The organism is Actinomyces slackii (assembly GCF_900637295.1).
Taxonomy (GTDB): Bacteria; Actinomycetota; Actinomycetes; order Actinomycetales; family Actinomycetaceae; genus Actinomyces; species Actinomyces slackii.
On sequence record NZ_LR134363.1, the window covers coordinates 1,013,956 to 1,032,091 of the forward strand.

Here is an 18,136-nt window from a genome sequence, read left to right on the forward strand (position 1 = left end):
CCAGTGCTGCCTGCGTTGTATGCGCTGGCGGGCAGGTGCTGGGCAGGGCGCGAGAGTCCGTGAGGCCCGGGCTGCGAGGCGGCCAGGGCCTGACGGGCCCCGGCGCCCGCCTACGCCGCCAGGCCGGTGCTGCTGGCCGAGCGCACGGCCTTCAGGCCCCGCAGGCCGGCGAGCCCGGCCAGGACGGCCACCCAGGCGAAGCCCGCCACCATGAGATAGCCCCCCTGCGCCCCGGCGGCGTCGATCATGCGCCCGCCCAGCAGGGAGCCGAGCGAGACGCCGATGTTCAGGGCCGTGCTCACCCAGGCCAGGCCCTCCGTCAGCTGGGAGGGCGCCACGGTGACCTGGACGATGTTGTTGCCGGTGGTGATCGTCGGGGCGATGGCCATCCCGGTCAGGGCCATGAGCACGCTGAGCACGAGCAGGTTCGGGGCCGCCAGGAAGGTGGAGGTCCCCACGGCGAAGAAGACCACGCCCGCCATGAGCTGCTTCCACAGCGGCCACCCCCAGGCGCGCGAGCCGTAGACCAGGGCCGCGGTCAGCGAGCCCACCGACCAGGCGGCCAGCACCGCACCGGCCGCGGACTTGGCCCCCTGCTCGGAGGCGAAGGCCACCACGGCCACGTCATTGGCCCCGAACATGGCCCCGGAGAACAGGAAGATCGCGATGATCGCCAGAACCGGGACATGGCGCAGCACCGGCCTGGCACTCGGCTCCGCATCGCCGGCGCGCCCCGCCTCACCAGCGGGCGAGCCCGCGCCGTCACCGCCGTCGTCCTGGCCGCCGTCGACCTGCTGGAAGTCGGCTCGCTCCCCGTCGCGCCGGCGGGCCGCGGCCCGGCGGTGAGCCGGCGGCTCGGTCGAGCGCAGGGACAGGAACCACAGGCCCCCGACCAGCTGCATGGCCAGCGCCGCCAGCCACCCCGAGGTCACGGGCAGCACCGGGCTCGTGCACAGGGCGGTGGCCAGCACGGGACCGATGATGAAGACCACCTCGTCCAGGGCCGCCTCCAGGGAGAAGGCGGTGTGGATCTCCTCGGGCGTGCGCAGGATGACGGTCCAGCGCGAGCGCACCAGCGAGCCCATGGAGCCGGCCAGGCCCCCGGCCAGCGCCGAGAGGACGGCGAGCACCGCCAGGGGCATGCGCATCATCGTCGCCCCCACCATGGCGGCCAGGGCGGCCGCCGAGACGAGGGTCGCCGGCAGCATCACCCGGGCCTGCCCGTGGGCGTCCACCAGTCGCGCCAGCAGCGGCGAGCCCAGCGCGAGCGCCACGATGTTGACGGCGCTGACCAGCCCGGCCGCCGAGTAGGAGCCGTAGGTGGACTGCACGGCGAGAATCGTGGAGATCCCCACCATGGACATGGGGAAGCGGGCCAGGAGCCCGGCAGTGGAGAAGGACCGCGCCCCGGGATGGGCCAGAACGCGGGAGTAGCTTCCGGCCATCCCCGGGTCAGCGGGCGGTGGTCTCGGAGCCGGAGCGCGAGAGGGTGAAGCCCTGCCCGCTCACCTGGCTCCAGCACTGGATACCGCTCTCGGCTGAGGTGCAGGCGAACTTCGCGTTCTTCGCCGAGGCGCCGTACTGGAGGCTCGCGCCGGTGGTGTCGAAGCTGTCCCCGCAGGCGCCGGAGGCCTGGCCCTCATTGCCCACCGAGACGGTGAAGGGCTTGGAGCCGGCCGAGCAGGAGCTGCCCCCGTCCTTGAAGTCGAACTCGTAGGACTTGATGGTGCAGGACACCGAGTCCTCGGTCATCGTGCAGGTGATGTTGCCACTGGGCGAGGTGAAGGAGCTCAGCTCGATGGCGTCCTCGGGGGCGGGGGCCTTGAGGGTCGCCGAGGAGGTGGGGGTCGGCGTCGGCGAGGCGGTCTTGGCCTCCTGGCCCTGGGCCGATGCGATCGTGGAGGGCTCCTCCTGGACGCTCTGGGACTGCTCAGGGGCGGCCGAGGGATCCTCGTCCTTGCCGGAGGCCAGGAACCAGGCGGTGATGAAGACGATGAGGGCCAGAACGGCCACGGCCAGGATCCACAGGAAGCGTCCTGAGGGGCTGGCCGTGGCCTCCTCTTCCTCCTGGCCGATATCCGTTCCCACGCCGAAGACCGTGGCCTGCCCGGCTGCCGCTCCGGCCGCCGCTCCGGCAGGCGCTGCCATGCCGGGGGCGATCGACCCGGGCAGGGAGGCCGGGGCGGGCTGCTGGTGGTAGACGGTCTGCTCCCCGGTGGGCTGGGTCACCGCGTAGGCGGGCTGGGCCGGGCTCGGCTGCCCGTGGGCGCCGATGGGCGTGGCATGCGTCTCGGCGTTGTGGCGATCAGGGGATCGCAGCGTCGGGCTGGTGGGCTGCCCCGGGGTGTAGGGGGAGGCGGGCGAGGAGATGAAACGACTCGTCGACTGCCGCGAGACGGTGGCCGGACGGCTGCTGACCGGGCCGGAGAAGGACTGCCCCACAGTGTGCCCAGGCTGGGGCTCCCCTGCCCCCTGCGGGCTCCACGCCCCCGACCCGCCCGCGACCCCGGCTGAGCCGGCTGAACCCGCCGATCCGATCGGGGCGGTCCCCGCCGACCCCGCCGACATCGCTGACCCCGCTGACATCGCCGAGCCCGCCGACCCCGCTGACATCGCCGATGACGCCGAGCCGGCTGCGCGCATCGGGGTGGTGCTCGCCGCGCTCATCGGCGCGGTGCTGGCCACCGATCCGGCGGCCGGGGAGCTCGAGGGCATCTGGGTGGTGGCCCCCGAGGCGTCCGCGGCCTCGCCGCGGGAGGCCAGGGCGGCATCGACCTCAGGGTCGCCCAGGGTGCCCAGCCACTTCAGCAGTGCCGGATAGGTCCGAGGGTTGGCCGCGATATGCGGGCGCAGACCCGGGTAGTTCTGCGCCAACTGATGCAGGGTCTCCAGAGACGCGTTGGGGTCCTGCGCGCGAGCGACGAGCTCGTCCTTGGCCGGTGACATGCTGGTGTCCTTCGCTGGGTCGGGAGTCTGCCTGGTGGTGTGCCGCCTGACGCGGAGCCGGCCTCGCAGGGCTGCTCGTGGTCGAGCGATCCCGTCGATGGCATGGCGCCGAGCCGTGGCGTTGGCCTCCCCGGAGAGTACCGGGGGAGCCTTTGGGGACTTCATCTGGGTGCCAGCGGGACCGTCGAGCGGTATCGTCGCACCCGGATCGTTATACGGTGGCCCATGGAGCATGTCATGTGCAAGGGCACGCCGTGATCCGCATGGACAGAAAGGGAGTCGATGACTGATGCCGCATGGGCCGGAGTCGCTCACCGCGCAGGCGGTCAGGCGCAGGATGATGCGGCTCAGGGCGCCGATCAGATGGCAGGGGAGTACCCCGGGGCCATGACCCATCCCACGGTGGTGGGGGCCGCCACAGACGTGGGCCGCCTGCGAACGGTCAACGAGGACGGGTGCATCGCGATCAGCCCGGTCTTCATCGTCGTGGACGGCATGGGCGGGCACGCCGCCGGACAGGCCGCCTCCAGGGCCGCCATCGAGGCCCTCCACAGCCTGGTCGGCGTGCCGATCACCTCCATCGACCAGGTGGTCGACGCCGTGGCCGCCGCGCAGGCCGCCATCGTCTCCATCCCCTCCCATGCCGCCTTCCTCCCGGGGGCCACCGTCGCCGGCGCGGTGATCGCCGAGCTGCCCGACCCCGACCCCCTCCAGCCCCCCCAGTCCACCTGGCTCGTGTTCAACATCGGGGACGCCCGCGTCTACCTGCTGCGATACAACATCCTGTCCCAGATCACCCGCGACCACTCCCAGGTCCAGGTCCTCATCGACTCCGGTGAGCTGACGGCTCAGCAGGCCCGCCGCGATCCGCGTCGCAATGTGGTCACGCGCGCCCTGGGCGGCGGCATCGCCGACACGGCGATCCCCGACCTGTACACGCTGGCCGTGGAGCCGGGCGATCGCCTCCTGGTGTGCTCCGACGGCCTGAGCGACGAGCTCGACGACGAGGCCCTGGCCACCATCCTGGCCGCCGGCTTCCCGGCCCAGCGCACGGCCGAGCTTCTCGTGGCCGCGTCCCTGGAGGAGGGAGGCCACGACAACACCACGGCCCTGGTCGTTGATGTCCCGCTCCCGGAGCACCGATGACGCCGATGCGGGGAGCGGCGAGCCGGCCCCCGCAGGCGCCTGACCTGCCTGCGGGGGAGCAGGGCAGTGCGGGCACTGCCCTGGCCGCCGGCCTGAGTCGAGCCCCCGATGGCGGACTGCGCATCGAGGGCGCCCACGGCGTCGCCCTGCTCCTGCCGCCGGCCTCCCAGGGGGAGGAGGGCATGGCGCTGGGGCGCCGCATCCTGGAGGTCCTGGAGGGCCGGGCGGCTGAGTCCAGCGCCACCGAGCCCAGCGCCGCTGAGCCCAGCGCCACCGATGCCCGGGCGCATGAGCCCGCCCCGGCTGCGGAACTCTCGGAGCCCGGGGCGGCGGAGGAGAGCGGGGAGCACGGGGAGTACGGGGACAGCCAGGCCCCCCGGGCCGCTGGCGCCGACGCGGCAGACGTGGAGCCCGCCACCGGCAGGCGAGCGCAGCGGCGATCCGACGAGGCCAGCACCCCCGAGACCGCCTCCCTGGAGGGGCCCGATGCCGCCGAGGACGACGGCGCCGATGACTTGGGCATCACCGGGGTGTGGATGGATCCCGACGACGTGCCCCCGCCGCCCGGCCAGGACGATGGGGCGGAGGAGACGGTCGATGTGCCGGCCTCCCCCTTCCACCACTTCCCCGAGCCCGAGCCCGGCTCGGGCCGGCGCCGCCGCAGCCCCCGCTCGGCGCCGTCGGCCTCCTCCACGAACTCCGCCCCGGTGCCCCTGCGGGCGCAGGGTGCCGCCCGCCCGCCCGCGGCGCCGCTTCCCCCCTCGCCTCCCACCCCGCCGGATCCTCCGGCCGCGCCCCCGCCGTCGACCGCGGGGAGCGAGTCGGATCTGAGCACCCAGATCGTCCCGGCGGCCCTGGCCGCCCTGGGCGCCGCGCCGATCGTGGCCGCCTCCATGTGCCCCCAGGGGCACGCCAACCCCACGGACCTGACCTACTGCGTGCGCTGCGGGCAGCCCCTTCCCGGCGACTTCCGCCAGGTGCCCCGCCCCGTCCTGGTGACCCTGAGGCTCTCCACCGGCGAGCAGGTCCCCCTGGCCGGCGACGTCATCCTGGGCCGGGCCCCCCAGGTCCCCTACGGCGCCGACCCCCATCTGGTGGTCCTGACCCCCGTGCCCAGCCCCACCCACCTGATCTCCCGCTCCCACCTGGCCTTCACCCCCGTGGACTGGAACGTCATCGTGCGCGACCTGGGATCGTCCAACGGCACCGTCCTGGCCCGACCCGGCCATGCCGCAGTCCTCCTGCCGGCGGGCATGCCCACGCCGCTGCTCGTGGGAGACTTGTTGGACGTGGGGGACGGCGTGACCATCCGCATCGACGCACCTGTATGACCCGCTGACCCGCTGACCCGCTGAACGCCTGTTTATCGCCTGCTTATCACTGCCACCCACAAGGAGATCTCATGAGTGACCTGACTTGGACGGATTTACCCGAGGTTGACCCTGACCGCCCCGACGAGCTCGTCCTGGACTTCTCGGGCGAGGTCCACCGCGTGGACATAGGCGAGGCCTTCGTCATCGGCCGCGGCGGCGACCTCGATATCGATGACAACCCCTACCTCCACCGCAGGTTCCTCGTCTTCGCCCACTCCGAGGGGCTGTGGTGGATCGCCAACGAGGGCTCGCGGCTCTCGGCGACCCTGACCGACGGCGAGGGGCTGGTCCAGTCCCGGCTGGCCCCGGGCGCGCGCCTGCCCCTGGTCTTCCCCCGCGTCATCCTGACCTTCTCGGCCGGGCCCACCACCTACGAGATCAACCTCATCACCTCCGGGGAGGACCGCTTCAGCGGGATCGACGGCGCCCGGCAGTCCACGGGGCAGACCACCATCGGGGTCACCCCCATGACCCGCTCCCAGTTGCTGCTCATCCTGGCCCTGTCCGAGCCGGTGCTCAAGCGGGCGGGGACCGGGGCCGCTGAGATCCCCTCCTCCGCCTCGGCGGCCGCCCGCCTGGGATGGCCCATGACCAAGTTCAACCGCAAGCTGGACAACGTCTGCGAGAAGCTCGACCGCGTCGGCGTGCGCGGGCTGCGCGGCGGGCGCGTGGCGGGCGCCGCCTCCAACCGGCGCACCGCACTGGTTGAGCACGCCGTGTCCACTCTCATGGTCACCGCTGACGACCTGCACCTCCTGGACGAGGAGTACGCCATCAACCAGGCCGCCTCGCAGAGTCCGGCCACCACTGCTCCCCTGGAGGACGGCCTGGGCGGGCAGGACTCGTGAGGACATTGAGGCGCGCGGCTCGCAGCGACAAGACGGCATCCGCCCCCGATCAGGACCGCTCCTCGGGGTGGTCCGTCGACCACGAGGACGTCGGCGAGTTCACGGATGCCGGTGAGTTCGGCAGTGCGGTGGGGCTCGACGGCGCCGCCCCGGAGGCCGCCTCCGGCGCCGCCAGGCCCCGATCCCGACGACGGGCGATCGGCTGCGGCTGCCTGGCCGTGGTCCTCGTGCTCGTTCTGGCGCTCGGCGGCGCGGCGTACTGGGCTGAGAGCTACGCCCGCGCGAAGGTGGACACCACGATCCGCGAGGCCCTGCCGGGGCTGAGCCAGGATGCCTCGATCACCACCCAGGGCCTGGTCCTGCCCCAGCTGGCCTCAGGATCCCTGGACAGCCTGGATATCACGGCATCCAGCCTCGATCTGGGGCCGGCCCTGGGGGCCGAGCAGCTCCTGCGCGGGCAGAGCCTGGTCATCACGGATCTGGACGCCTCGTTGAAGCAGGTCGCCGTGCGCTCGCCGCGCCGCGTGGGCCAGGTGCGGATCGTGGGGCACCTGGACTGGAACCAGGTCGCCCAGATCGTCGAGCTCCAGGGCAGCGGGCTGTCGGAGACCTCGGCCAGCGCCAACCAGGATCTCACGCTCATCTCCATCGACACCTCGGTGCACGGCGTGAGCACGCAGATCGACGTCGCCCCCTCGGTGACCCCCGAGGGCAACCTCATGCTGGACCTGGCATCCGTTGATGTCGGTGGAGTGGTGTCCGTCGGCTCGGGCCAGGAGGAGTGGCTGGGCTACCTGGGCATGGACTCCACCGAGGTCTCCCTGGGCTTCCTGCCCGAGGGCCTGTCGCTCAGCCAGGCGCGGATCACCGAGAAGGGCCTGGAGCTGACCCTGACGGGGAAGGGCGTCGATCTGTCCGGGCTGTAGGCCCGGGCGCCATCCGGGGGACAGGGCTCACACCATGAGGGGATTCGGCGCCATTGCAGGCAAGCCGCGGGCAGCGCGCCGCCATGGGTAGCGCTGGCCGCCTGCGGGGGACTGCCAAGCGGCCCCGCCTCGTATAGCCTTCCAGCGCGCCCGGTCCAGACCGATCCGAGGCGCCCGAGCAGGACCACCAGGAGAGCCATGAGCACACAGCCCGACCAGGGAGCACCGATGTCGGGCGGTCAGCCCGGTCAGCCCGTGCCTGGGGGGCGCCACGCCCACCCGCCCCAGGTCGGCCAGCCCGGCGCGGCCCGCCCCGCGACCGGGGGCCCGGAGGGCTACCCGGGCCCCGTGCCCCCCTCGATCCCCGCGGCGCGGGCGGCGGCCTCGGCCCCGCCGGCGGTGCCGCCCGCCCCGAGCCTGCCGCCGCGCAGCGCCGAGCCCCCGAGGACCACCGATGAGTCCGGCTACGGGTCGGCCCCTGCCGCGCCCACCGAGGAGCCCGCCACCACCGGCCCCCTGCCCTCGCGCGAGGCCCTCAAGCGCGAGGCCCGCGCCGCCTCAGTGGGTCGTGGCGCCCCCGACGGGCCGGAGGCCGATGTGGAGAGGGCGGGGGCCCTGCTGCGGCGGGTCGCCGAGATCTTCTCCCAGCGCGTCGTCGGCCAGAGTCAGCTGCGCGTGGCCCTGGTGACCACCCTCATGGCCGGGGGCCATGTGCTGCTCGAGAGCGTGCCGGGCCTGGCCAAGACCACGGCCGCCCAGACCCTGGCCTCGGCCGTCTCCGGCTCCTTCCACCGCATCCAGTGCACCCCCGACCTCATGCCCAATGACATCGTGGGCACCCAGATCCTCAACTACGCCACCGGCGAGATGACCACCCAGCTGGGGCCGGTGCACGCCAACATCGTCCTGCTCGATGAGATCAACCGCTCCAGCGCCAAGACCCAGTCGGCCATGCTGGAGGCCATGCAGGAGCGCCAGACCTCCATCGGCGGCGTCGTCTACCCCCTGCCGCACCCCTTCATGGTCCTGGCCACCCAGAACCCCATCGAGGAGGAGGGCACCTACGTCCTGCCCGAGGCCCAGATGGACCGCTTCCTGCTCAAGGAGGTGCTGGCCTACCCGCGCCCCAGCGAGGAGGCCGATGTCCTGGACCGCATCTCCAACGGCTCCTTCGACAGGCCCATCACCTCGGCCCCCATCTCCACCCAGGACGTGGAGTGGCTCCAGGGCGCGGCCGAGCGCGTCTACGTCGACCCGGTCATCAAGCACTACATCGTGGCCCTCATCAACACCTCACGGGGCGGCGGCCCACGTCCGGTGGCCGGCCTGGACGCGCAGGTGCGCGTGGGCGCCTCCCCCCGCGGCGGCATCGCCCTGATGAAGGTGGCCCAGGCCATCGCCCTGCAGGAGGGGCGCACCTATGTCATCCCCGACGACGTGCGCCTGCTGCGCCATGCCGTCCTGCGCCACCGACTGGTGCTGACCTACGACGCCCTGGCCGACGGCGTGCCCCCCGAGGCGATCATTGACGCGATCTTCGCCGCGGTGCCCACGCCATGACTCCCATGACTCCCATGAGCCTCATGAGTCTCATGAGCTGCGAGGCGTGATCCCGGAGATGACCACGAGGAGTCCTGCGCGCCCCCCAGCCCCCGCCTCACCGGCAGCGGGGGCCGGCGAGCAGTCCCACCAGGAGGGCCGGCCCCGGCGCCGGGGCAGCCGCATGGAGCGCCTGCGCGCGGCCCTGACCCTGCCCACCCTGCGGCGGGCCACCGGCCTGCTCGACGGGCGCCACAAGTCGGTGTTCGTGGGGCGGGGCCAGGACTTCGACGACATGTCCATCTACCGCCCCGGAGATGACATCACCGATATCGACTGGAAGTCCTCCGCCAGGGTCGGCCAGCCCGTCATCAAGCGCTACCAGCGCGAGTCCATGGTGCCTCTGGTCCTGGCGGTGGACACCGGCCGGACCATGGCCGCCCAGGCCCCCAGCGGGCAGGACAAGCGAGAGCTGGCCGTGGGGGTGGCCGAGGTCTTCGCCTACCTGGCGCGCATGCGCGGAGACTCGGTGGCCCTGGTCGCGGGGGACGCGGCCCGCACCATCTCGCGCCCGGCCCGCTCCGGGGCCAAGCACGCCGAGACCCTCCTGACGCTGCTGTCGCGGACCTACGACGCCCTGGATGGGCCCGACGGCGAGCTGGCCCCCGGCGCCCCGGCCTCCAGCCTGCCGATGCTCATGCAGCGAGTGATCACCTGGCACCGGCGCCGCAGCCTGGTCATTCTCATCACCGACACCTCCCAGCCGGGACCCGACAGCGAGGTCTGGCTGCGGCGGCTGTCCATGCGCCACGAGGTCATCGTCATCCAGATCGAGGACGACGACCCCCTGCGCATCGGCGGCGGCCGCGCCTGGGACATCGATGCCCCCGCCGAGATCCCCGCCTTCCTGCGCGCCGATGTCGCTCTGACCGCCCAGCTCGCGGCCGTGGCGGGCCAGCGCCGGGATGCGGCGGCCGCCCTGCTGGAGGCCCGCCACCTCGAGACCGGGGTCGTCAGGGACGAGGAGACCCTCATCGAGTCCATCGCCGAGCTGCTCCAGCGCGAGCGCGCCGCCGTGGCGCGGGGGAGGAGATGAGCGTGCAGCCGGCGCCCCCCGTTCTCATGCCCGCATGGCTGCTGGTGATCGCCGTGGTCGGCCTCATGATCGTGGCGGCCTGGCTGGCGCGCACCCTGCTGGTCACGCGCCGCGATGTCAGCACGGAGGTCGGCGACATCCCCATGGCCCCCGGCGAGCGGCGCCAATGGGCGGACAGGATCGAGGGCGTGGCCTCGCGCTGGCGGTCGGGCGAGCTCGACCTGCGGGCCCTCCACCTGGAGCTGGCGGCCCTCATGCGCGGATTCGCCGAGGCCCGCAGCGGCCAGGAGATCACCACCGCCACGGTCACCGAGATCCTGGCCATGGCCGACACCACCGGGCCGAGCTCGGTCACCCAGCGCCTGAGCCAGGTGCGCCGCGCGCGCCGACCCCTGGATGACAACCCGCTGGGGCATGTCGGCGAGCTCCTGGCGATCTGGGAGCAGCCCTCCTTCGACCGTGAGCCCGAGGCCGCCGCCCAGGAGGCCCTGGACCGGGCCGAGGAGGTGGTCAACCGATGGTGATGCCCTGGCTGACCGCCCTGCTGCTGATCCTGGCCGCCGTCGGCGCTCTTGTCGCCCTGCTGCGCTCGGGGCCCCAGCCCCGCCGGGCCGCCCGCGGCCGGCAGGAGGCGCCGCGCCGCCTGGCCAACTCCATGAGCCTGCTCGCCCTGCCGCAGGTGCGCGCCCGGATCCGGCGTCGGCGCTGGCTGCATGTGGGGCTGGCCGTCATGGCCGTCTGCGCGCTGGTGGCGGCCGCCGGGATCGCCGGTCGCCCGGTCAGGGAGGTCGAGCGCAACGAGGACCTGGCCAACCGGGACATCGTCCTGTGCCTGGACGTGTCCACCTCCATGGTGACCATCGACTCCTCGGTGCTCAACACCTTCTCCGAGATGGTGGACACCTTCGACGGGGAGCGCGTGGGCCTGGTGGCCTGGAACTCCTCGGCCCAGACCATCGTCCCCCTCACCGATGACTACGACCTGCTGAGCAGGAAGATGGACGAGCTCGCCGAGGTCCTGGACATCGACCCCAACAATGTCACCTATGAGGAGATGGAGGCCTACGACGAGGCCCTGGGCGGGACCATCAGCGTCGAGCTCCAGGCCTCCTCCCTGGCGGGCGATGGCCTGGCCTCCTGCGCCATGGCCTTCGACCAGCAGGGCCTGGAGCGCTCCCGCTCCATCATCTACGCCACGGACAACCAGGTCATCGACCCTGACAGCAAGCAGATCTACGCTCTTCCCGACGCCGTCTCCCAGCTCTCGGAGCGCAAGATCCGCCTGTTCTCCATCTACGGATCCGACCCTGACATGGATTCCCAGTGGGAGACCGAGCTGACGCCCCCCGAGGCCCGCGAGCAGCTGAAGTCCTTGACCGAGGAGGCGGGTGGGCGCTTCTACGACGTCGAGAGCTCGGGCACCGGCGGGAAGATCGTCGAGCAGCTCGAGGCCTCCCAGGTCGCCGAGATGGGGGGCGCCACCGAGGTGCGTAACACAGACGTCCCCGAGAGGCTGGGCATCGCGCTGCTGATCATCACCCTGGTCTACGTGGGCCTGACAGTGTGGAGGCGCGCATGACCCTCCGGCCGATCATCCCGGGCATCCTCGTCGTTGTCATCGCCGTGGCCATGGTCCTGCTGCTGGCCTGGGGCTGGCTGCGCCTGCAGCGCGACGGGGCCGACTCCACCGCGCGCCGCAGCTGGTGGAGGCGCGCGGGCATCGCCGTCGTGGCCGTGGCCATCGCGGCCGGGCCCTCCGTGCGCAGCAGCGAGTCCATCTCGGTGTCCAATGTGGAGGTCTACCTGCTGGTGGACCGCACCGGCTCCATGGCGGCCGAGGACTGGGCGGGGCCCGCCCCCGAGGGCGTGGAGAACCCCACCGCGACCCGCCTGGACGGGGCGCGCGCCGACCTGGCCTCCATCCGCGCCGCCTTCCCCACGGCCCGCTACTCCATCCTGGCCCTGGACTCCACCGCCGCCACCGAGCTTCCCCTGAGCACGGACATCAACGCGGTGGACGCCTGGATCGGCACCCTGACCCAGGAGGTCACCGCGCGCTCGACCGGCTCCTCCCTGGAGCTGGCCCTGCCCTCCCTGAGCCGAATGCTGGCCGAGTCCCGCCAGTCCGATCCCCAGAACATCCGCCTGGTCTACATCCTGTCCGACGGCGAGGCCACCGATGAGGGCCAGGGCGCCCAGGAGGCCTCCGCCCAGGGCTGGAGCTGGGAGTCCCTGGGGGAGGTGATCGACGGCGGTGCGGTGCTGGGCTACGGCACCGCCGAGGGCGGGCAGATGCGCAGCTACGACGGCTCCCCGGCCACCGGGGAGCACACCAGCGCCGAGCCCATCCTTGACAGCGCCACCGGGCAGCCGGGGGTCTCGGTGATCGACGAGGAGGCCCTCAAGGCCGTGTCCCAGGCCACGGGCCTGGACTACGTCCACCGCACCGGTGGGCAGGACGACGCCGATCCCAAGACCTTCACCGACCTGGACATCGACGCGGTCCTCACCGATGGGCGCGTCTCCAGCGGGGCCCGGCGCTTCGTGGTGTGGCCCCTGGGCCTCATCGGCGCCATCCTCATGATCTGGGAGCTCATGGAGCTCATCCGCGTCGACTCCCGGCTCCGGCTGCTCATCTCCTCGGGGAGGAAGCCATGAGACTGAGCCCGCGCAGGCGCAAGCGCCAGCCAGATGCCACCCAGGACCCGACGCGCCAGGAGCAGGCCCCCCAGGAGGGCCAGGACCTGCCGCAGGACGCGCCCGGCACTGCCCCGGATGCCCGGGATGCCGCGGATGTCACGGATGTCATGGATGCCGCGGGGGATCCCGGCCCCGAGGATCCGCGCCGTCGGGCCGAGCGCCTGCGCCGTCGCCGTCGGCTCCTGCTCATCGGCGCGCTGCCCGCCCTGCTCGTGACCGCGCTGGTGGTGTGGTCCAGCCTGGTCTTCGGCCTGACGATGGCGGCCAACCGCGCCTACGGCAGCGGCGATCTTGCCACCGCGACCTCGCGCTACCGCACCGTGGCCTCCCTCAACCCGTGGCTGGAGCAGTGGCGCGTCCACTACAACCTGGGCACCGCCCTGCTGGCCGCGGGCCAGGCCGAGGCGGCGCAGGGATCCCTGGAGGAGGCCCTGCGCACGGTCCCGGTCGCCACCCAGACCGACCCCAACACCGGCCTCAAGCCGGCCCAGTCCCCGGAGTGCCGGGTGCGCTACAACCTGTCCCTGTCGCATCTGGCGCAGGCGCGGGTCCTTCAGGCGGCGGGAGACGAGCAGGGCAGTCAGGACCGCGTGGCCAAGGCGCAGGAGGCCGCCGAGTCATGCCCGCCGCCGGAGCCCGAGCCCGATCCGAGCCAGACGCCGTCGGGTGAGCCCACTGCCCCCGCCAGCCAGTCACCGACCCCGCAGGAGTCCTCCACCGCCAGTCAGTCCCCGTCCCCGCAGGAGTCCTCCTCCCCGGGGGAGACCTCGACGCCCTCGCCCGGGCAGACCAGCTCGGCCCAGGTCACCCAGACCCCTGATGATCGGGCCCAGCGCCTGCGTGAGCGCAACGGTGAGGAGCAGTCCTCCACCACCAAGCCCAAGGACGACTCCAGCTCGGGGGTCAAGCCCTGGTAGGCGCCCGGGCCGTCGGGCAGGCCAGCCGGCTCAGCCCGCGCGCCGCGGGGCGCCCTGCCGATCGGTGGCCGGTGAGGCATCGTCCGGGCCTTCGACCGGTTCAGCGGCATGCGGGCGGGGGATCGGTGGCACGGCGTGCTCGGGCTGGGCGGCGCCCACGGCCCGCAGCACGAAGACATCGAGGGACTCCAGGTAGGCCTTGCGCGCCTCGGGCTCGCTGGGCGTGGGCCTGCCCCCCAGGACGGTGGCGTGGATGAGCGGGATGACCAGGGCCGGATCCTGCTGGGGGATGCGGCCCTCATCCATGGCCTCGGTGAGGATCGAGGAGAGCATCTGGGCCATGAGCGCGCTGTGGGCGCGCAGGCTCCCGGCCGTGTCCCGCGAGACCGCATTGGCCAGGGGCCCGGAGGCGGGGAAGTGGTAGTGGCGCTTGATGAGGGCCTGCTGGCGCACGTAGACGCGCAGGCGGTCGATCGGGTCGCGGGTCCCGGCCAGCGCGCGGGCGAGCTCCTCGGCGTACCTGGCGGACTCATGCTCCATGAAGGCCAGGAGCAGGTCCTCCTTGTCCGCGAAGTGGTTGTAGACGGCGGTGCGGCCCACGCCGGCCCGGGAGGCGACGTCGGACAGGGTGATCTTCTCGAAGCCGCGCTCGGCCATGAGCTGGGACAGCGCCTCGAACAGTGCGGTGCGGGTGCGCTGTCGGTGCTCGGCCAGGGAGGAGCCCATGATCTTCGGCATGAGGTCATCCTAATCCGTGAGGTGACGGCTCTTCCAGGAATGTCAGGAAAGAGGCGGGTGATCCTCGCGGCCCCGTGCCGGGCGGAGGCCCAGATGGGCCTGGAGAGCCTCGACGATGGGGATGTCCGCCTCCAGCCAGGGCAGGTCGAGCAGCGAGGCAAGGGGCGCCCAGCGCAGCTCCTCATGGTCCGCGCCGGCCCTGGCCCGCTGCCCGGCGGGGTCCGCCTCCGCCAGCCACACCCGCATCCGCAGGCCCGCCAGGATGGGCCAGGCCGGGGCGAGCCCCGGTGGCGCCACGGCCAGATGAGGCGGGGCCACCAGCTCCTCGCCGTAGCGCACCCGCAGCTCGATCTCCTCGGCGAGCTCGCGGTCCAGGGCGGCACGGGGGTCCTCGCCGGGCTCCACCTTTCCCCCGGGCAGCTCGAATCTGCCCGCCAGTGCCGGTGGGTAGGAGCGGGCGGCGCACAGCAGCGCCGTCGGGCGGGACAGGCTGTCGACGATGGCGGCGGCCACCACCAGCCTCGGCGGGGCGGGCGGGGGATGGACGGGCCCGCTGGTCGGGGCCTGGGACTCCGGCATGCCCGCCAGGCTACCCGGCGCCAGTCCCCGCCACCGGCGCGCCCGGCTCCCGTCGGCGAGTGCCGCGCGACCCGGTGGTGCGCGCCGGGCGGTCACCAGGCGCACAGCGGGACTCATAGGTAGACCTGGCAGACTGCCGGGGTGGATTGGACCGAGTTCTGGAACGATGCCCTCAACCGCAGCCTGCCGACGGCGCCGCCCGTCCTGGAGGCGCTGTGGCCCGCCCTGGTGGTGCTGGCCCTGGCGCTGGCCTGGCCCGCGGCCAGGCGCTGGGGGCGCACACTGGTGACCATCGTGCATGAGGCCGGGCATGCCGTTATCGGTATCGCGGTGGGGCGGCGCTTCCATGGATTCGTCGTGGGCAAGGACCTGTCCGGGCACGCCGTGACCTCCGGGCCGCCCACCGGCATCGGGCGCGCCCTGACCACGTGGGCGGGGTACCCGGCCCCCGCGGTGCTGGGCACCGTCATCACGCTGGCGGCCCTGGGGGGATGGGCCGGGACCGTCCTGGTGGTCGCCCTGGTGCTGCTGGTCGGCCTGCTGGTCATGGCCCGCTCCCTGCGCACGGCGGGACTGGTCGTCCTCGCCGGGGCGATGACGGCGGCCCTGTGGTGGTGGGGCGGGCCCTGGTCGGCGGGGCTGGTGGCCGGCATGGGCCTGGTCCTGCTCGTGGGCGCCTGGGACTCCCTGCGCGACGTCGCCGGATCGCGCGATCCCGGCCAGGACCACCGCACCCTGGCCCAGCTGACGGGAGTGCCGGCGGGCGCATGGCTGGCCTCCTGGTTCCTCATCGATGCGGCGGCCACGGGCCTGAGCCTCCTGGCGCTGCGCTCCCTGCTGTGAGATCCCACGGCCAGGCTCCGGGGCCCGGGCGCCCCGACGACGGCCGGCTCGTGCCCTGAGGGGGCCCGCCGGCTCCTCCTGCCGACCGGCTCGGGCGGCCCCGATCGGGTCGGTCGGGGCCTGAGGGAGAGGCTGGAGGCCACGATCCGGTCTCGATCCTCGCTCGATCCCGGGACCCGGCGCGCCCGGTGTCCCCGCGCTGGGGCCCCAGGCCGGGCAGCGCCAGCCCCGCCCCCGGTGAGACGCAGTGAGACTCGGGTGGGGGACCCGCCCGGGAGTGCTCTAGCATCCTGTCACCCCCTTCCCTTCTGGAGCATCTCAAGGAGCACCCATGTTGATCAGCCGACGGGCCCTGGGCCTGTCCGTCCTCGCCGCGTCCCTGGGCGGCGCCGTGTCCGGATGCAGCCTGCTGCGCGGAGACGAGCAGGACGCCACCCCCTCAGACGACAACGCCCTGACCGTCCTGGTCGACCCGGCCGGTTCGGCGCAGTCCACCGCCGTGCAGGAGGCGGTCGAGGCCTTCACCAAGGACAGCGGCATCCAGGTGACCCTCCAGGTCACCCGCGACCCGCGCGGCGAGATGGCGGCCGGCCTGGCCTCGCAGGGCGGCGCCGACGTCGTGCACCTGACTCCCGACCTCCTGGCCGCCTACGCCCAGGCCGGCTCCCTGAACGCCTACACCGAGTCGGTCGAGGGCGCCACGGACCTCCACCCGGCCCTGGTGGCCAACGCCACGTATGAGGGCGCCGTCTACGGCGTGCCCACCGACTTCTCCACCCTGGCCCTCTACATCAACAGCTCCATGTGGCAGGCCGCGGGCCTGACCGAGGCCGACTACCCCACCACCTGGGAGGCCCTGAGAGCCGTATCGAGCGCCTTGAGCGGGGAGCAGGACGGGGCGCAGGTCAGCGGCCTGGCGCTGTCCCCGCAGTACGCCCGCCTGGGGGCCTTCATGGTTCAGGCCGGCGGAGGGCTGACCGACGCCCAGGGCGCGATCACCGCGGCCTCGGAGGGCTCGGTGGCCGGCCTCAACGAGGTCAAGGAGCTGCTGGGCTCGGGCGCCACCCTGGCCACGGACCTCGACGCCAACTCGGGGGCGGAGGCCTTCAGCATGGGCCAGGCCGCCATGACCATCGAGCCCACCGAGTTCGCCGCCACCCTGGCCGCCGATCACCCGGACCTCGCCCATATCGTCGTCGAGCTGCCCCAGGGGCCCGTCGGCAAGGGCACCCTGCTGTTCGCCCGCTACTACGCGGTGGCCGAGTCCAGCCCGCGCAAGAAGGAGGCCATCTCCCTGATCTCCTACCTCAGCGCCGCCGAGCGCCAGCTCGCCCTGGCGTCGGCCGCGGGCACGATCCCCGCCTCGACGTCGGCCACGCAGACCTGGACCGGTGAGCACCCCGAGCTCAAGGCCTTCGCGACGGGGGCCGAGTACGCCGTCGGCATGCCGGTGCTGGCGGGCTCCTCCGATGCGATCGCCTCCCTGGACGACCAGCTCACCGGCCTGGCCGAGGCCGACCCCCAGGCGATCCTCAGCGCGACCCAGGTGGACCTGGAGGCCGCCAGCGCCTGAGTGGGCGCGCAGTGGGCGCACGGCGCGCCGGTGAATAGGTGAACGAGACTGTGAATGAGACGCTGAAGGGCCGGCCCCGGTGGGCCGGCCCTTCAGCGCTTGCGGAGCGGGTGACGGGAATCGAACCCGCGCTGTCAGCTTGGGAAGCTGAAGTTCTACCATTGAACTACACCCGCGCGGCCTCCGTCGTTCGGCGGAGGCGCTGGAGCAGCATACCCCACTCATGCCCCGCGCTCGCAAATCGATGCCGCCAGCAGGGCCGGACGTGACGATGACGACGCCTCGATGCTCGGACGGCCTCATCATCGACTCCCCGGATCTGACATGATTCGCAACATGGTCAGTCCCGTTGGTCCTTCCGATCCCCAGTCCGCGCAGCAGCCCCCGCAGTCAGGCCCCGATGCGGCGCAGCCCTCCCCGCAGGGCGGCTACACCAGCCCGGCCTCCGGCGCCTACCCGCAGGGCGGCTACACCAGCCCGGCCTCCGGCGCCTACCCGCAGGGCGACTACGCCGCCCAGGCCGGCTACGGCTACCAGGAGGCCGGATACCAGTCGGGGTACCAGGCCGGGTATCAGGCCGCCCCGCAGGCCGCCTACGGCTATGGGCAGCCCTCCTACGCCTACAAGTCCAAGGTCGCCGCCGGCGTGCTCGGCATCTTCCTGGGCGGCTTCGGCATCCACAACTTCTACCTGGGCTACACCGGCAAGGCCGTGGCCCAGCTGCTCATCACCCTGCTGACCTGCGGTTTCGGTGCGATCGTCTCCAGCGTGTGGGGCCTGGTGGAGGGCATCCTCATCCTGTGCGCCCAGCCGGGCGAGTCCCCGTGGGGCGTGGACGCCCAGGGCCTTCCGCTGCGGGACTGAGATCCGGGGGGTGCTCGGTGCCGGCGCGCACCTGGCACAATCTGCCCC

The 18,136-nt window shown here is 72.9% G+C and carries 17 protein-coding genes and 1 tRNA gene; 13 read left to right on the plus strand and 5 right to left on the minus strand.

Features of this window, described 5'->3' with window-relative positions; genetic code table 11:
- Nucleotides 1–110: 110 nt before the first annotated feature.
- The gene (locus EL266_RS04115; protein WP_026426960.1) at nt 111–1,445 is read right to left on the minus strand and encodes an MFS transporter; all 1,335 of its coding nucleotides are present in this window, start codon (nt 1,443–1,445) and stop codon (nt 111–113) included.
- A 7-nt stretch (nt 1,446–1,452) separates the two neighbouring features.
- A complete protein-coding gene (locus EL266_RS04120) occupies nt 1,453–2,946 on the minus strand; it encodes a variant leucine-rich repeat-containing protein (RefSeq protein WP_034514876.1) in 1,494 nt (497 codons plus the stop codon).
- 363 nt (nt 2,947–3,309) lie between these two features.
- Between EL266_RS04120 and EL266_RS04125 the strand changes: the two genes are divergently transcribed.
- The 10 genes from EL266_RS04125 to EL266_RS04170 all read left to right on the plus strand — a co-directional run bounded on the left by EL266_RS04125 (nt 3,310) and on the right by EL266_RS04170 (nt 13,491).
- Nucleotides 3,310–4,092, plus strand: a complete 783-nt coding sequence (locus EL266_RS04125; RefSeq protein WP_026426958.1) for a PP2C family protein-serine/threonine phosphatase — start codon at nt 3,310–3,312, stop codon at nt 4,090–4,092.
- Nucleotides 4,089–5,423, plus strand: a complete 1,335-nt coding sequence (locus tag EL266_RS04130) for an FHA domain-containing protein (protein ID WP_026426957.1) — start codon at nt 4,089–4,091, stop codon at nt 5,421–5,423. Before EL266_RS04125 ends, EL266_RS04130 begins: the two co-directional genes overlap by 4 nt.
- Before the next feature lie 71 nt (nt 5,424–5,494).
- A complete protein-coding gene (locus EL266_RS04135) occupies nt 5,495–6,313 on the plus strand; it encodes an FHA domain-containing protein (RefSeq protein WP_026426956.1) in 819 nt (272 codons plus the stop codon).
- Nucleotides 6,310–7,239, plus strand: a complete 930-nt coding sequence (locus EL266_RS04140; RefSeq protein ID WP_126412152.1) for an LmeA family phospholipid-binding protein — start codon at nt 6,310–6,312, stop codon at nt 7,237–7,239. Before EL266_RS04135 ends, EL266_RS04140 begins: the two co-directional genes overlap by 4 nt.
- A 198-nt stretch (nt 7,240–7,437) precedes the next feature.
- Complete coding sequence (locus EL266_RS04145; protein ID WP_026426954.1) at nt 7,438–8,799, plus strand: AAA family ATPase; 1,362 nt, start codon at nt 7,438–7,440, stop codon at nt 8,797–8,799.
- Between the two features lie 58 nt (nt 8,800–8,857).
- Nucleotides 8,858–9,874 (plus strand): DUF58 domain-containing protein, encoded by a 1,017-nt coding sequence (locus EL266_RS04150; RefSeq protein WP_026426953.1) that lies wholly within the window; start codon nt 8,858–8,860, stop codon nt 9,872–9,874.
- Nucleotides 9,875–9,876: 2 nt separating this feature from the next.
- Complete coding sequence (locus tag EL266_RS04155) at nt 9,877–10,398, plus strand: hypothetical protein (RefSeq protein ID WP_026426952.1); 522 nt, start codon at nt 9,877–9,879, stop codon at nt 10,396–10,398.
- Nucleotides 10,392–11,453 carry a vWA domain-containing protein gene (locus EL266_RS04160; RefSeq protein WP_026426951.1) on the plus strand — a complete coding sequence of 354 codons (1,062 nt, stop codon included), beginning with the start codon at nt 10,392–10,394 and terminating at the stop codon, nt 11,451–11,453. The genes EL266_RS04155 and EL266_RS04160 overlap by 7 nt, the downstream gene beginning before the upstream one ends.
- Nucleotides 11,450–12,532 (plus strand): VWA domain-containing protein, encoded by a 1,083-nt coding sequence (locus EL266_RS04165; RefSeq protein WP_026426950.1) that lies wholly within the window; start codon nt 11,450–11,452, stop codon nt 12,530–12,532. The genes EL266_RS04160 and EL266_RS04165 overlap by 4 nt, the downstream gene beginning before the upstream one ends.
- Nucleotides 12,529–13,491 carry a tetratricopeptide repeat protein gene (locus EL266_RS04170; protein ID WP_051281144.1) on the plus strand — a complete coding sequence of 321 codons (963 nt, stop codon included), beginning with the start codon at nt 12,529–12,531 and terminating at the stop codon, nt 13,489–13,491. Before EL266_RS04165 ends, EL266_RS04170 begins: the two co-directional genes overlap by 4 nt.
- A gap of 30 nt (nt 13,492–13,521) precedes the next feature.
- On the opposite strand, the gene EL266_RS04175 is transcribed toward EL266_RS04170, so the two are convergent.
- On the minus strand, nt 13,522–14,229 hold the full coding sequence (locus tag EL266_RS04175) for a TetR/AcrR family transcriptional regulator (protein ID WP_026426949.1): 708 nt from the start codon (nt 14,227–14,229) through the stop codon (nt 13,522–13,524).
- Between the two features lie 42 nt (nt 14,230–14,271).
- Entirely contained in the window at nt 14,272–14,808 is a 537-nt protein-coding gene (locus EL266_RS04180; RefSeq protein WP_051281143.1) for an NUDIX domain-containing protein, read from the minus strand.
- Nucleotides 14,809–14,949: 141 nt separating this feature from the next.
- Here EL266_RS04180 and EL266_RS04185 point away from each other — a divergent pair, with 141 nt between their 5' ends.
- Both EL266_RS04185 and EL266_RS04190 read left to right on the plus strand, forming a co-directional pair.
- Nucleotides 14,950–15,651: a M50 family metallopeptidase gene (locus EL266_RS04185; RefSeq protein WP_026426948.1), complete on the plus strand. Its 702-nt coding sequence runs from the start codon at nt 14,950–14,952 to the stop codon at nt 15,649–15,651.
- A 331-nt stretch (nt 15,652–15,982) separates the two neighbouring features.
- On the plus strand, nt 15,983–17,224 hold the full coding sequence (locus tag EL266_RS04190) for a sugar ABC transporter substrate-binding protein (RefSeq protein WP_026426947.1): 1,242 nt from the start codon (nt 15,983–15,985) through the stop codon (nt 17,222–17,224).
- Between the two features lie 105 nt (nt 17,225–17,329).
- On the opposite strand, the gene EL266_RS04195 is transcribed toward EL266_RS04190, so the two are convergent.
- A tRNA-Gly gene (locus tag EL266_RS04195) sits at nt 17,330–17,400 on the minus strand.
- Nucleotides 17,401–17,560: 160 nt separating this feature from the next.
- Here EL266_RS04195 and EL266_RS04200 point away from each other — a divergent pair.
- Entirely contained in the window at nt 17,561–18,088 is a 528-nt protein-coding gene (locus tag EL266_RS04200; protein WP_197719272.1) for a TM2 domain-containing protein, read from the plus strand.
- The last annotated feature ends 48 nt before the right edge of the window (nt 18,089–18,136 follow it).

Excerpts from the sequence above, each read along its gene's own strand:
- EL266_RS04115 (WP_026426960.1), bottom strand. The coding sequence starts at position 1,445 with ATGGCCGGAAGCTACTCCCGCGTTCTGGCCCATCCCGGGGCGCGGTCC.
- EL266_RS04120 (WP_034514876.1), bottom strand. The coding sequence starts at position 2,946 with ATGTCACCGGCCAAGGACGAGCTCGTCGCTCGCGCGCAGGACCCCAAC.
- EL266_RS04125 (WP_026426958.1), top strand. The coding sequence starts at position 3,310 with ATGGCAGGGGAGTACCCCGGGGCCATGACCCATCCCACGGTGGTGGGG.
- EL266_RS04130 (WP_026426957.1), top strand. The coding sequence starts at position 4,089 with ATGACGCCGATGCGGGGAGCGGCGAGCCGGCCCCCGCAGGCGCCTGAC.
- EL266_RS04135 (WP_026426956.1), top strand. The coding sequence starts at position 5,495 with ATGAGTGACCTGACTTGGACGGATTTACCCGAGGTTGACCCTGACCGC.
- EL266_RS04145 (WP_026426954.1), top strand. The coding sequence starts at position 7,438 with ATGAGCACACAGCCCGACCAGGGAGCACCGATGTCGGGCGGTCAGCCC.
- EL266_RS04150 (WP_026426953.1), top strand. The coding sequence starts at position 8,858 with ATGACCACGAGGAGTCCTGCGCGCCCCCCAGCCCCCGCCTCACCGGCA.
- EL266_RS04160 (WP_026426951.1), top strand. The coding sequence starts at position 10,392 with ATGGTGATGCCCTGGCTGACCGCCCTGCTGCTGATCCTGGCCGCCGTC.
- EL266_RS04165 (WP_026426950.1), top strand. The coding sequence starts at position 11,450 with ATGACCCTCCGGCCGATCATCCCGGGCATCCTCGTCGTTGTCATCGCC.
- EL266_RS04170 (WP_051281144.1), top strand. The coding sequence starts at position 12,529 with ATGAGACTGAGCCCGCGCAGGCGCAAGCGCCAGCCAGATGCCACCCAG.
- EL266_RS04175 (WP_026426949.1), bottom strand. The coding sequence starts at position 14,229 with ATGCCGAAGATCATGGGCTCCTCCCTGGCCGAGCACCGACAGCGCACC.
- EL266_RS04180 (WP_051281143.1), bottom strand. The coding sequence starts at position 14,808 with ATGCCGGAGTCCCAGGCCCCGACCAGCGGGCCCGTCCATCCCCCGCCC.
- EL266_RS04190 (WP_026426947.1), top strand. The coding sequence starts at position 15,983 with ATGTTGATCAGCCGACGGGCCCTGGGCCTGTCCGTCCTCGCCGCGTCC.
- EL266_RS04200 (WP_197719272.1), top strand. The coding sequence starts at position 17,561 with ATGGTCAGTCCCGTTGGTCCTTCCGATCCCCAGTCCGCGCAGCAGCCC.